Here is an 11,399-nt window from a genome sequence, read left to right on the forward strand (position 1 = left end):
GGATCAAATGGCTCGTTCGCGGAGAATAATGGAAATCGCCGTCGCATTCGCGATGGTGGTGAGCGCCGCTCCGCCGGCGGTGGCGGAGCGGCGGGAGCCGGTACGGATCACCCGCTTCCTCGGGGAGCAGCGGATCCCGTACATGGAGCGGTTCGAGGGGACCGCCGTGGGCGGCCTGTCGGGGATCGACCGGGACCCGCGCACCGGGACGTGGTACTTCGTCTCCGACGACCGCCGCCGCTACAACCCCGCCCGCTTCTACACCGGCCGGCTGGGCATCGACCGCGAGTCGGGCGCCTTCACCGGGGTGCGGCTGACCGGGGTCACGACGCTGACCAGGCGTGACGGGACGCCGTACCCGGGATACGGGCAGCTGGAGGCGGCCGACCCCGAGTCGATCAGGTTCGACCGGTGGACCGGGCGGCTGCTGTGGGGCGACGAGGGCGACCGGCCCGAGGCGCGGAATCCGAATATTCCGATCAGCCAGTCCGCGGTGCGCGAAATGGGCGCGGATGGGCGGCAGACGGGTGAATTGCCGCTGCCGTCGAATTTGCGGCTCACGGACACCGAAAACGGACCGAGGCGCAATTTCGGATTCGAGGGCGTGGCCGTCACGGAGCAGGCCATCACCGCCGTCACCGAAGGGCCGCGCTTCGAGGACGGGCCGGTGCCGACCGTGGAGAGCGGCGGGCCGGCCCGGCTGACCGTGTGGAACCGCCAGGGGCGGCCACGCGCCCAGTTCGCCTACCCGCTCGACAAACTGCCCGTCGCGCCCAACCCGCCCACCCAGGAGGCCGACAGCGGGGTGTCGGAGATCCTGGCCATCGACGAGTTCCGCTACCTGGCGCTCGAACGCGCCTGGATCCCGGGCACGAACTACCGGGTCAAGCTGTACGAGATCGACCTGCGCGGCGCCACGAACGTCCTGGGCCGCGACTCCCTGGCCGGCGGCGGCGCGTACCGGCCCGTCTCCAAGCGCCTCGTCTACGACCTGGGCACCTTCCGGCCCCCGGTGCAGAACATGGAGAGCCTGGCCTGGGGGCCGCGCCTGGCCACCGGCGAGTGCACGCTGGTGATCGGCTCCGACGACAACTTCAGTGAGGAGGAGAGCACGCGGTTCATGGCGTTCGGCGCGGCTGGCTGCCGCTGATCCCGCTGCCGGGGCCTGCTGCCGGGGCCTGCTGCCGGGGCCTGCTGCCGGGTCCTGCAGCCGGGCAGGGCTCACATGCCGTGAATGCGGCGGCCGGTGACGCGGGACGGGACGATGCGGATGTAGAGCTGCCGTTCGCCGCCCGCCCAGGGCGTGATCCCCACGCCCGCCACACCGGTCGCCTCCTCCGGCGGCACGTGGTGCGCGGGGCCCTGCACCAGCACGCTCCACCCCTCCCGGTTGGCCTCGTCGATCTTGTCGATCTGGAAGGCGATCACGATGTCGACGCCTTCCAGCCCCGTACGCAGGTCCTGGTCCATGGCCCCGCCCGTGGCCGTGCGGAACACGATGGCGCCGTGCTGCATCTTGTAGTTGACCGGCAGCACGGTCGGCCCGCGCGAGCTGTTGAACGCCACCCGCCCGATCCCGCCCGGCTCGATCAGCCGCAGGCACTCCGCCTCCTCCAGCGTCTCCAGGCTGGGGTGGGCCGTGGCGGGGCCGCGGCCGGGCGGGCGCTCCTGCCCGCCGCCCAGCAGGTCGTCCACCGTCGTCCCCAGGGCGTCCGCGAGCCGGTAGAGGGCTCCGGTGTCGGGGGTGTCGGCGTTCTCCTCCAGATATTTCAGGTAACCGGGTGACATGTCCGCGTGCGCGGCGACCTGCTCACGGGTCAGCCCGAGGCGCTCGCGGTGGTGGATGATGCGACGGCCGAGATCCCCGGTGCCTGCCATGATCGATTCTCCTCACGTATACGTACGGCGCGCGGTGCCGTCCACGCGTGCCTCGTCGTGGCCGGCGCCGAAGACCAGGTCGAAGGTGGCCATAGGGGACGCTACCCAGGCATGCGCGGCCCAGCCATGGCCATAGGACCTCATGGCGAGGGACCTTGGTCCCTCGGTTGGGTAAGTTCTCCTCATCAGGCCCCTGACGTCGGAGGTTTCCGCATGAGAGCGTTCGCCGTAGGAGTTCTGCCGCTGCTGGTGGTGCTCGTCGCCGGCTGCGGGGGCGGTGTCGGGGAGGCGCCGGCCGACTCCACGCGCGCCCCCGAGCCGACCTCCGCCGTGAGCACGCCCTCCGCCGCGGGCACGCCCTCCGCCGGGAGCACGCCGCAGACGGCGCCCATCCCTCGCGAGACCCTGATCGCCGGCCACTACCAGCCGCTGTGGCCCTTCTCCGACACCGCGGAGGTCGCCGCCTGGCAGCGCGCCCACCAGGAGAGCGGCCACGAGGCCTGGCACCTGGACGCGCGCCGCACCGCCACCGCCTTCACCCGCGACTACCTCGGCTTCACCGGGATCGACCAGGTCGTCAAGGTCGTGGCGGAGGGCGAGCACGCCCGCGTGCACGTCGGCTACCGAGGCGAGACCGACCGCACGGCGGTGGCGGCCGTGGTGCACCTCATGAAGTACGGCACCGGTCAGGACGCCCCCTGGGAGGTGGTCGGCACCGACGACACCTCGTTCTCGCTGACCAAGCCCGCCTACGGCGCCACCGTCGGCTCCCCGCTCACCGTCGGCGGCCGCATCACCGGGGTGGATGAGAGCATCACCATCCACGTACGCCACCCCGGCTCGGACACCCCGCTGGGAGAGCAGTCCAGTCTGCCCGCCGGAGGCGAGAAGGCGCCCTGGTCGGGGAAGGTCACGTTCACCGCGAAACCGGGCAGGACGCTGACCATCGTGGCCTCCACCGGCGGCCACATCGCCGAGGTCGAGCGCTTCACGGTGACGGGTGTCAGTGTGCCGTCCTAGCATTCCTGGTTATGGAACTGCGCCAGCTCGAATACTTCGTGGCCGTGGCCGAGGAGGCCGGCTTCACCAGGGCCGCCGCCCGGCTGCACGTGGCCCAGCCGGGCGTCAGCGCGCAGATCCGCCAGCTTGAGCGGGAGCTGGGCGAGCCGCTGTTCGACCGGTCGGGGCGCAGCGTGCGGCTGACGGCGGTGGGGGAGGCGGTGCTGCCGTACGCGCGGGCCGCGCTGGCGGCGGTGTCCGGGATGCGCCTGGTGACCGATGAGCTGACCGGGCTGCTGCGCGGCCGGGTCGTGATGGGCGCCGTCTCCGTGCCCTCGGTGCTCGACCTGCCCGGCATGCTCGCCGGCTTCCACCGGCGGCACCCGGCGGTGGAGATCTCGCTCGTGGAGACCGACCCGGAGGCGCTGATCGACGGCATCGCGAACGGGCGGCTCGACCTGGGCCTCCTCGGGCTCGGCGGGCCGCTGCCCCCGGGGGTCGAGGCGCAGGTCGTGGTGGATCAGGAGCTCGTGGCGGCCGTGCACCGCGGCGACGACCTGGCCCGCAAGCACTCCGTCTCGGTGCCGGAGCTGAAGGGTCTGCCGCTGATCAGCCTGCCCCTCGGCACCGGCCTGCGGGCCGCTCTGGAGGACGCGTGCGCGCGGGCCGGGTTCGCGCCGCACGTGGCGTTCGAGGCCAGCGAGCCCTACGTGCTGGCCCGGCTCGCCGCCCGCGGCCTCGGCCTGGCCATCCTGCCGGAGTCGGCGGTCGCCGCCGCCGAGGCCGACCTGCACGTGCTGGCCGTCACCGGGCCGAGCATGCGCGGGCAGATGGGCGTCGTGTGGCGGGAGGACGGCCAGAAGAGCCCCGCGGCCAGGGCGTTCATCGAACACGCCCGCCACCACCTGCCCGACCTCGTCACAGCCGGCGGTCATGACCCAGAGCTCCCTGCTAGTTTGTAAACGAACATTCGGTAAAAGGGGAACGAGCATGGGCCGGCCGCGCACGACCAGTGACGAGGCGATCCTCGAGGCCACCGCCCGGGCCATCGGGCGGCACGGGCCGCAGGGTCTCACGCTGGCCGCGGTCGCCAGGGAGGCCGGGCTGGCGCCGGCCACGCTGGTGCAGCGGTTCGGGTCGAAGCGCGGGCTGCTGCTCGCGTTCGCCGCCCACGCCACTCAGACGGCGGGGCTGTCGTTCGAACGGGCCCGCGAGGAGCACGGGTCCCCGCTGGCGGCCCTGCGCGCGGCCCTCGTGCACCTGTCCGAGGGGGTGGCCACGCCGGAGGAGCTGGCGGGCAGCCTCGGGTTCCTGCAGATCGACCTGACCGACCCCGAGTTCCGCGCGCACGCGGCCGAGCACGCCCGCCGCGTCCGCGACGAGATCGCCGGGCTGCTGGCGGAGGCGGTGTCGGCGGGGGAGCTGGCGGGCGGTGCCGAGCCCGGCCCGCTGGCCCGCGCGGTCCAGGTCGCCTACAACGGCGCGCTCATCCTGTGGGGCCTGACCGGCGAGGGCCCCCTCCCCGCCGCCATGCGCGAGGCCCTCGACCAGACGCTGCGCCCCTACCTGGCAGGCTGAAAGCCCTCTGCCCCTCCGACACCCCGGCTCCGGCCGTGGCCGGGAACCCCTGACGTGCCCCCTGCGTCGGCCGTGGCCGGGAACCCCTGACGTGCCCTCGCGCCGGCCGAGACCGGAAACTCCTGGCGTGCCCTCGCGCCGGCGTGGCCGGGAACCCCTGACGTGCCCTCGCGCCGGCCGAGATCGGAAACCTCTGGCGGGCCCCTGCTTCCGGTCGACGCCGGAGAAACCCCCGTATTTCGGCTTCGGCCGAGGGGGAACCCTGGTGCTCCGGCTCCGGCAAGGAAACGAAAGTGCTCGACTCGCCGACGCTCCGGCCCAAAACTGGACCGACGACCCCTGTGACAAGGGATGATCGGCAATCGGAGGTGCTCATGAGCCACGTGGAAGACCCCGCGTCAGAGTCGCTGGCGGAGCTGGCCCGTATGCACGGGCTCCGCCCCGCCATCGCACGCCCCAGGTTCACCGTCTATCTCCGCCACCTCTGGGAGCGGCGGCACTTCGTGCTGACGTACGCGACCTCGCGCAACGTCTCGAAATACTCCGGCTCGGCTCTGGGGCAGCTCTGGCAGGTCCTCACCCCGCTGCTGAACGCGGCCATCTACTACGTGATGTTCGGCCTCATCCTCGGCGGCAGCAGGAACATCCCGAACTACACGGCGTTCCTGCTGACCGGCATGTTCGTCTTCACCTACACGCAGCGCACGGTCAGCGCGGGCGCCAAGTCGATCTCCGGCAACCTGTCGCTGATCCGCGCCCTGCACTTCCCGCGCGCCTCGCTGCCGCTGGCCTACACGATCCAGGAGGTGCAGCAGCTGGCCATCTCCATGGGCGTGCTGCTGGTCATCGTGGTGATCACGGGGGAGCTGCCGACCCTGTTCTGGCTGATGATCCCGATCGTGCTGGTGCTGCAGACGATGTTCAACATCGGGGCCGGCCTGATTCTGGCCAGGATCGGCTCCACGATGCGCGACCTCAACCAGTTGCTGCCGTTCATCATGCGCACGTGGTTGTACGCCTCGGGCGTGTTCTTCGCCATCCACGACAAGGTCGTCAACAGCGCGGGCCTGCCGGAGTGGGTGGCCACGGTGATGTACCTGAATCCGGCGGCCTCCTACATCGAGTGGATGCGCGACATCCTCATCGGTGGTCACACGCCGCCGCAGATGGTGTGGGTGTCGTGCACGGTGTGGGCGTTCGTCGCGCTCGCCGCCGGCTTCTGGTACTTCTGGCGGGCCGAGGACCGGTACGGGCGCGGCTGACGGCACGGCGAACGTCAATCGAGGGTGTGCAACCTTTGCCATGCCCTTGATCGGGCTGGGGCACCAATTGCGGACATTCGGGAAGGTTCGAGGTCAGATCGGATCAAACTCACCGCACCGGGAGATGATCGTGCCCGTCATGACCCGCAACAAGGCTGCGACCAGAGCCAAAGCACCCACCAGCACCAAGGCTGCGACTCGCGCCAAGACGCCGACTCGTGCCAAGGCTGCGACGAGTCCCAAGCCGTCCACCAGCGCTAAGGCTTCGACGCGCGCCAAGGCGCCGACCCGCGCCAAGGCTGCGACCAGCGCTAAGCCTTCGACTCGCGCCAAGGCTGCGACGAGTCCCAAGGCATCGACCAGCGCTAAGGCTTCGACGCGCGCCAAGACGCCGACCCGTTCCAAGGCCGCGACGAGTCCTAAGCCGTCCACCAGTACCAAGGCTGCGACTCGCGCCAAGACGCCGGCCCGCGCCAAGGCCGCGACCAGTCCCAAGCCGTCCACCAGCACCAAGGCTGCGACCAGTACCAAGGCTGCGACCCGCGCCAAAGCGCCGGCCCGCGCCAAGGCTGCGACCAGCACCAGAGCAACGAAGGTGTCGAGCAGCCAGCCGTGGTTGCACGTGGGCGGCACCGAGATCCAGAAGTTCGGCACGGTCCGGACGTGGCCGCTGGGCCTGTCCGACGGGGCCCGCCGCTACTCCTGTGAACGGCTGAACCAGATCCTGGCCGACACACAGATCCTCTTCAACCTGTACAAGAAGCACCACTGGCTGATGCGCGGCCCGACCTTCTACCAGCTCCACCTGCTGCTCGACAAGCACGCCGGCGAGCAGGTCGAGCTCGTGGACCTGATGGCCGAGCGCATCCAGAGCCTGGGCGGCATCGCGGTCGGCGACCCGCGCCACGTCGCCGAGATCACGATGATCCCGCGTCCGCCGAACGGCGCCGAGGAGGTGCCGGCGATGCTTTCACGCCTGATCGAGGCGCACGAGAGCATCCTCATCTCCGCCCACGAGGCTGCCGCCCGCGCCGCCGAGATGGGCGACGACGGCACCAACGACATCCTGGTCTCCGACGTCATCCGCACGGGGGAACTGCAGGTCTGGTTCCTGGTGGAGCACCTCGTCGACACCCCGCTCGTCGAAACCCCCAGCAACGGCCAGGTCCGTTCGATGCGCCGCGCCACGAGGTGAGCGCGGCCGGTTCTCGCCCGAGGCCATGACGTCGTCGGCGGGCCACCGCGCCCGCCGGACGACGTGGCCTGCCGCCTGGTCCGCGCCGCCCGTTCGCGCCGCCTGGTCCACGCCGCCTGGTCCAGGCTGGTCCGCGCCGGTTCGCGCCGCCTGGTGCGCGCCGCCCGGTTCGCGCCGTGCGGGCGGGCGTGGTGCCGTTCTCCAGGAAGGACCTCGCCGAAGTGTGGCGGGAGGGGGCAGGACCCCGGCGGTTCAGCGGGTGGTCGGGGCCGTGTGGGCCGGCCTGGTCAGGGTGGTCTTCAGGCGGGAGAGGGCGGAGGCGGCCGGCCAGAGGCGGGTGGCCAGGTTGCGGGCCACGATGCCGCCTCGCGTGGCGGGGACGATGAGCGCGGCGGCCTGGGCGACACCGCGCTGCTTGGGGTCCACCAGGCGCCGGTGCGCGCTCTCGTACCGCTGGAAAGCCGCCGACGGGTCGGCAGGGCCGGCGGCGAGTTCGTCGGCGAGGGTGGCCGCGCCCGCCATCGCGAGGGTGGAGCCGTCGCCGAACAGCGACACGGATGACCCGGCGTCGCCCAGGAGCGCGACGCGGCCGTGGGACCAGCGGGACAGGCGTACCCGGCTGACCGAGTCGAAGTAGAGGTCGTCGGCGGCGCGCACGCGCTCCAGCAGTTCGGGCGCCCGCCAGCCCACGCCCGCGAACGCGCCGGTCAGCAGCCGCTTGTGCTGCTCGATGTCGCGGTGGTCGAAGCCGGGCTCCGCCGGGGCGCGGTAGAGGAAGAACGCCAGGTCGCCGCTGGGCGTGGGGCTGACGGCGACGGCCTTGCCGGGGGTGTTGTGCATGACGACGTCACGGCCGGGCCCGGACCGGCCGCCGAGGGGCGTCGTGGCGACGTAGAGGCCCATGTGCTCGGCGACCCCGTCCTGCTGCCCGAACGCCAGCCGGCGCGTCACCGAGTGCAGGCCGTCGGCCCCGACCACCAGGTCGAAGCGGCGGGGCGCGGCGCGCTCGAAGGTGACCTCGACTCCGTGCTCGTCCTGGTCGAGGGTGGCGATGGAGTCGCCGAAGAGGTATTCGGCGTGGTCGCGACCGGCTTCGTACAGGATCGAGGCGAGATCGCCGCGCGGCAGCTCGACCTCGCCCGCCTGCCGGCCGTCGTTCATGTCCATCCGGCCGAGGCGCCTGCCCTCGGCGTTGACGAAGCTGAGCCCCGTGTTGCCGGTGGCGGCCGCGCGCAGTCTGGGCATGATGCCCATGCGCTCGGCGACGTCGACGGCGGGTCCTCTGACGTCCACCGGGTTGCCGCTGGAGCGCGGCGCGCCGGCGCGTTCGACGACGGTGACGCGGAACCCGTGCCGGGCCAGCCAGTAGGCCAGCGTCGGTCCGCCCACACCGGCTCCTGAGATCAGTACGTTCATGGCGCGCCTCCACAGATGCGGATGATTTCCCTCCACTTATTTGACGCTATCATAACTGGAGGAAAATCCTCCAGTCCTATTCCGGGAGCGATGATGCCGAAGGCGACAGGGTTGCGGGCCGACGCGCGCCGCAACAGGGACCTGATCGTGGCCGCGGCCCAGAAGTTGTTCCTGGAGCAGGGCGTGGACGTGGCGCTGGAGGAGGTGGCGCGGGAGGCGGGCGTCGGCATCGGCACGCTCTACCGCCGCTTCCCCGACCGTGACGCGTTGTTGCACGCCGTCGGCGAACATACCCTCCGCCTCCTCGCGGGCCTGGCCGAGACCGCCTGGCGCGAGGAGCCCGACGCCTGGCACGCGCTCTGCCGCTTCCTGCGCTCCTGCCACGAGGTGGGGCTGGGGGAGCTGTCGTCCAGGCTCGACCCCTTCGTGCACCGGTCACTGCGCGCCGGCCAGGACCTGCACGAGCTGCGGCAGCGCACGGTCGCCCTCGTCCTGCGGATGACCGAGCAGGCGCAGGCCGACGGCGACCTGCGCGCGGACGTCGGCCCCGGTGACATCGCCGTCCTCATGACCCTGCACGTCTACACGCCGCGCGGGTTGCCGAAGGCCGAGCCTGCGGCCCGCGTGATGGAGATCGTGCTGAACGGCCTGCGCGCCGGCACCGGCCCCGACCTGCCCGGCAGCCTGCTCACCGGCGACGACCTGGCCCGCTACACATCCACGGACCAGCCCACAGGAAACGACCGGCGCCCGCCCGCCGCCGGGGACTAACGCCTGGCCACCCACACCGTCCTGGTGGTTCGTACGGACAGATCGTCGCGCCGCAGGATGTTGCGGGGTCCGTCGTCGAGGAGGGCGTCGAAGGCGGCCAGATCGTCGGCGCTCAGCGCGTCCTCCAGCCCTGACCGCATCCGCCGCAGCGTCACCTGGGCGTAGCGCCCGGCGGAGGGTGGCAGCGGGGACCGCAGGTCGATCGTGAAGACGCGTTCGCCTTCGACGGTCAGACCGCTCTTGGCCAGGCGCTGCCCCCAGTCGGACCCGATGTGCGGCAGGTGGGCGGCCCGCCGCTCGGACATGACCGCGTGGCCGCGCTCTTCGAGCCCCGGACGGCCGAAGCCGAGGTCGTCGGGCAGGAAACGCGGGAAGGAGTCCAGCTCCACCGCGACCAGCAGCCCTCCGGGTCGGAGCGTGGCGAAGACGTCGGCGAGAACCCGGTCGGGGTCCGCCAGGTGGTGCAGGGACTGCGCGGCCCACACCAGGTCGACCGGCTCGATCGCCGGCCACCCGGCGTCGAGGTCCGCCTGGACGGTACGGATCCGCCCGGCCAGCCCCCGCTCCCCGGCCTTGCCCTCCAGGTGCCGCAGCATGTCCTCCGACAGGTCCAGGGCGATCGTCTCCGCCTCCTCGAACCGCTCCAGCAGGGCGAAGGAGCCGGTGCCGGTCCCGCTGCCCAGATCGAGAATCCGCCGGGGAGGCCGGTCGGCGGTCAACTCCCGGACCCAGGCGGTCACGTCGGAGAGGTGAGCGCCCAGGACCTCGGCGTCGAGATCCAGCATCTCGGCCATGGCCGAGTCATCAGCCGGAGCGCCGTGATGATTTTCGGGGTGGTGGTGATGTGCCATGTCCACGACCCTATGCGAGCCTTGCGCACTCGACATGCCATCTTGCGTATGAAGCAAGAGCGGCCGATAACTCGATTGCCCCGGAAGGACGGTCCTGACAGGATCCCCGCCATGCCCACCTTCACCGCCCCCGACGGCACCACCCTCGCCTACCACGTTCGCGGCGACGGCGCCCCGCTGATCTGCCTGCCCGGCGGCCCCATGCAGGACTCCACCTACCTCGGCGACCTCGGCGGCCTCCCGGCGCACCGGCGGCTGATCATGCTGGACCCCCGGGGCACCGGCCACTCGGCGAAACCGCAGGACCCCGCGACCTACCGCTGCGACCGGATGATCGGCGACGTCGAGGCCCTGCGCCACCATCTCGGCCTCGACCGGGTGGACCTGCTCGCCCACTGCGCCGGCGCCAGCATGGCGATGTCGTACGCCACCAGCCACCCCGCCCGCGTCGCCAAGCTCGCCCTGATCACCCCGAGCACCAAGGCCGTCGCCATCGAGCCCACCGGTCAGGCCCGGCTGCGGCTCGCCCGGCTGCGCGCGCACGAGCCCTGGTTCCCCACGGCGTTCGCGGCCCTCGAAGCCATCGTGGCGGGCGAGGTCACCGCCGAGCGCGTCAAGGCCATCGACCCGTTCTTCTACGGCCGATGGGATGAGGAAACGGAGGTCTACCAGGCGGCCCACGACGAGCACCGCAACGACGAGGCCGCCGCCCAGTACACCGCCGAGGGCGCCTTCGACCCCGAGGCCACCCGCGCCGCGCTGGCGTCGTTCGGCGCGCCGGTGCTGGTGCTGGCCGGAGAGGTGGACCTCAACACGCCCCCGTCCGTCGCCGCCGAACTCGCCGGCCTGTTCCCGGACGCCGAGTTCGTCGTGCAGCCGGGGGCGGGCCACTTCCCCTGGCGCGACGACTCCGCCTGGTTCGTCCCAACCATTGCGACATTCCTGGACTGACCACCAGAAACGCCGCGCCCGCCCCGCCTCGGTCATTGACGGCGGAGATCGCCGCGACGGAGGCTGCATTCATGCCTCATGTCTCGCGGGCCGTCGTTCCGGTGCTGGCGTTCGCGGGGATCGTGGTCGCGCTCATGCAGGGCATGATCATCCCGCTGATCCCGCAACTTCCCCGGTTCCTGAGCGCCACCCCGTCCGACGCCACCTGGGCGATCACCGCCACGCTGCTCGCGGGCGCCGTCGCGACGCCCGTGGTGGGGCGGCTGGGCGACATGTACGGCAAGCGGCGCATGCTCCTGATCAGCCTCTCCCTCCTGGTGGCCGGCTCGGTCATCTGCGCGCTCAGCGACACGCTGGCCCCCATGGTCGCCGGGCGGGTGCTGCAGGGCCTGGCCCTCGGCGTCATCGCGCTGGGCATCAGCATCATGCGCGACGAACTCCCCCTGGAACGGCTCGGCTCGGCGACCGCCCTGATGAGCGCCTCACTGGGCGTGGGCG

Annotated in this window: 14 protein-coding genes; 9 read left to right on the plus strand and 5 right to left on the minus strand. The window is 71.8% G+C overall.

Features of this window, described 5'->3' with window-relative positions; genetic code table 11:
• The first annotated feature begins 28 nt into the window (after positions 1-28).
• A complete protein-coding gene (locus ACFPZ3_RS26890; protein WP_379517005.1) occupies positions 29-1,150 on the plus strand; it encodes an esterase-like activity of phytase family protein in 1,122 nt (373 codons plus the stop codon).
• A gap of 71 nt (positions 1,151-1,221) precedes the next feature.
• Here the strand turns inward: ACFPZ3_RS26890 and ACFPZ3_RS26895 are convergent, their stop codons facing one another.
• Both ACFPZ3_RS26895 and ACFPZ3_RS26900 read right to left on the minus strand, forming a co-directional pair.
• A complete protein-coding gene (locus ACFPZ3_RS26895) occupies positions 1,222-1,878 on the minus strand; it encodes a helix-turn-helix domain-containing protein (RefSeq protein WP_379517006.1) in 657 nt (218 codons plus the stop codon).
• Between the two features lie 12 nt (positions 1,879-1,890).
• Complete coding sequence (locus ACFPZ3_RS26900; protein WP_379517007.1) at positions 1,891-2,022, minus strand: hypothetical protein; 132 nt, start codon at positions 2,020-2,022, stop codon at positions 1,891-1,893.
• A 69-nt stretch (positions 2,023-2,091) separates the two neighbouring features.
• Here ACFPZ3_RS26900 and ACFPZ3_RS26905 point away from each other — a divergent pair, with 69 nt between their 5' ends.
• From ACFPZ3_RS26905 to ACFPZ3_RS26920, 4 genes are all read left to right on the plus strand, one after another.
• Positions 2,092-2,898 carry a hypothetical protein gene (locus tag ACFPZ3_RS26905; protein ID WP_379517008.1) on the plus strand — a complete coding sequence of 269 codons (807 nt, stop codon included), beginning with the start codon at positions 2,092-2,094 and terminating at the stop codon, positions 2,896-2,898.
• Between the two features lie 11 nt (positions 2,899-2,909).
• Positions 2,910-3,839, plus strand: a complete 930-nt coding sequence (locus ACFPZ3_RS26910) for a LysR family transcriptional regulator (RefSeq protein ID WP_379517009.1) — start codon at positions 2,910-2,912, stop codon at positions 3,837-3,839.
• A 28-nt stretch (positions 3,840-3,867) separates the two neighbouring features.
• A complete protein-coding gene (locus ACFPZ3_RS26915) occupies positions 3,868-4,455 on the plus strand; it encodes a TetR/AcrR family transcriptional regulator (RefSeq protein WP_379517010.1) in 588 nt (195 codons plus the stop codon).
• Positions 4,456-4,829: 374 nt separating this feature from the next.
• Complete coding sequence (locus ACFPZ3_RS26920; protein ID WP_379517011.1) at positions 4,830-5,717, plus strand: ABC transporter permease; 888 nt, start codon at positions 4,830-4,832, stop codon at positions 5,715-5,717.
• A 93-nt stretch (positions 5,718-5,810) separates the two neighbouring features.
• On the opposite strand, the gene ACFPZ3_RS26925 is transcribed toward ACFPZ3_RS26920, so the two are convergent.
• Entirely contained in the window at positions 5,811-6,371 is a 561-nt protein-coding gene (locus tag ACFPZ3_RS26925) for a hypothetical protein (protein WP_379517012.1), read from the minus strand.
• On the opposite strand from ACFPZ3_RS26925, the gene ACFPZ3_RS26930 reads away from it, so the two are divergent.
• Positions 6,340-6,912, plus strand: a complete 573-nt coding sequence (locus ACFPZ3_RS26930; protein ID WP_379517013.1) for a Dps family protein — start codon at positions 6,340-6,342, stop codon at positions 6,910-6,912. The two genes, ACFPZ3_RS26925 and ACFPZ3_RS26930, sit on opposite strands and share 32 nt — an antisense overlap.
• A 252-nt stretch (positions 6,913-7,164) precedes the next feature.
• Here ACFPZ3_RS26930 and ACFPZ3_RS26935 read toward each other — a convergent pair whose 3' ends face one another.
• Positions 7,165-8,328: an FAD-dependent monooxygenase gene (locus tag ACFPZ3_RS26935; protein ID WP_379517014.1), complete on the minus strand. Its 1,164-nt coding sequence runs from the start codon at positions 8,326-8,328 to the stop codon at positions 7,165-7,167.
• 93 nt (positions 8,329-8,421) lie between these two features.
• Here ACFPZ3_RS26935 and ACFPZ3_RS26940 point away from each other — a divergent pair, with 93 nt between their 5' ends.
• Positions 8,422-9,099 (plus strand): TetR/AcrR family transcriptional regulator, encoded by a 678-nt coding sequence (locus ACFPZ3_RS26940; RefSeq protein ID WP_379517015.1) that lies wholly within the window; start codon positions 8,422-8,424, stop codon positions 9,097-9,099.
• On the opposite strand, the gene ACFPZ3_RS26945 is transcribed toward ACFPZ3_RS26940, so the two are convergent.
• Positions 9,096-9,950 (minus strand): class I SAM-dependent methyltransferase, encoded by an 855-nt coding sequence (locus ACFPZ3_RS26945; protein ID WP_379517016.1) that lies wholly within the window; start codon positions 9,948-9,950, stop codon positions 9,096-9,098. The genes ACFPZ3_RS26940 and ACFPZ3_RS26945 overlap by 4 nt on opposite strands.
• A 111-nt stretch (positions 9,951-10,061) precedes the next feature.
• On the opposite strand from ACFPZ3_RS26945, the gene ACFPZ3_RS26950 reads away from it, so the two are divergent.
• On the plus strand, positions 10,062-10,901 hold the full coding sequence (locus tag ACFPZ3_RS26950; protein WP_379517017.1) for an alpha/beta fold hydrolase: 840 nt from the start codon (positions 10,062-10,064) through the stop codon (positions 10,899-10,901).
• A 71-nt stretch (positions 10,902-10,972) separates the two neighbouring features.
• Positions 10,973-11,399, plus strand: a 427-nt coding sequence (locus tag ACFPZ3_RS26955) for an MFS transporter (RefSeq protein WP_379517064.1), incomplete at its 3' end; no start/stop codon positions are given.

Source organism: Nonomuraea insulae (genome assembly GCF_042656245.1).

What these genes read in the sequence shown, in the direction of transcription:
- ACFPZ3_RS26950 (WP_379517017.1), top strand. Translation starts at nt 10,062, where the DNA reads ATGCCCACCTTCACCGCCCCCGACGGCACCACCCTCGCCTACCACGTT.
- ACFPZ3_RS26900 (WP_379517007.1), bottom strand. Translation starts at nt 2,022, where the DNA reads ATGAGGTCCTATGGCCATGGCTGGGCCGCGCATGCCTGGGTAGCGTCC.
- ACFPZ3_RS26940 (WP_379517015.1), top strand. Translation starts at nt 8,422, where the DNA reads ATGCCGAAGGCGACAGGGTTGCGGGCCGACGCGCGCCGCAACAGGGAC.
- ACFPZ3_RS26895 (WP_379517006.1), bottom strand. Translation starts at nt 1,878, where the DNA reads ATGGCAGGCACCGGGGATCTCGGCCGTCGCATCATCCACCACCGCGAG.
- ACFPZ3_RS26910 (WP_379517009.1), top strand. Translation starts at nt 2,910, where the DNA reads ATGGAACTGCGCCAGCTCGAATACTTCGTGGCCGTGGCCGAGGAGGCC.
- ACFPZ3_RS26945 (WP_379517016.1), bottom strand. Translation starts at nt 9,950, where the DNA reads ATGGCACATCACCACCACCCCGAAAATCATCACGGCGCTCCGGCTGAT.
- ACFPZ3_RS26915 (WP_379517010.1), top strand. Translation starts at nt 3,868, where the DNA reads ATGGGCCGGCCGCGCACGACCAGTGACGAGGCGATCCTCGAGGCCACC.
- ACFPZ3_RS26920 (WP_379517011.1), top strand. Translation starts at nt 4,830, where the DNA reads ATGAGCCACGTGGAAGACCCCGCGTCAGAGTCGCTGGCGGAGCTGGCC.
- ACFPZ3_RS26890 (WP_379517005.1), top strand. Translation starts at nt 29, where the DNA reads ATGGAAATCGCCGTCGCATTCGCGATGGTGGTGAGCGCCGCTCCGCCG.
- ACFPZ3_RS26905 (WP_379517008.1), top strand. Translation starts at nt 2,092, where the DNA reads ATGAGAGCGTTCGCCGTAGGAGTTCTGCCGCTGCTGGTGGTGCTCGTC.
- ACFPZ3_RS26935 (WP_379517014.1), bottom strand. Translation starts at nt 8,328, where the DNA reads ATGAACGTACTGATCTCAGGAGCCGGTGTGGGCGGACCGACGCTGGCC.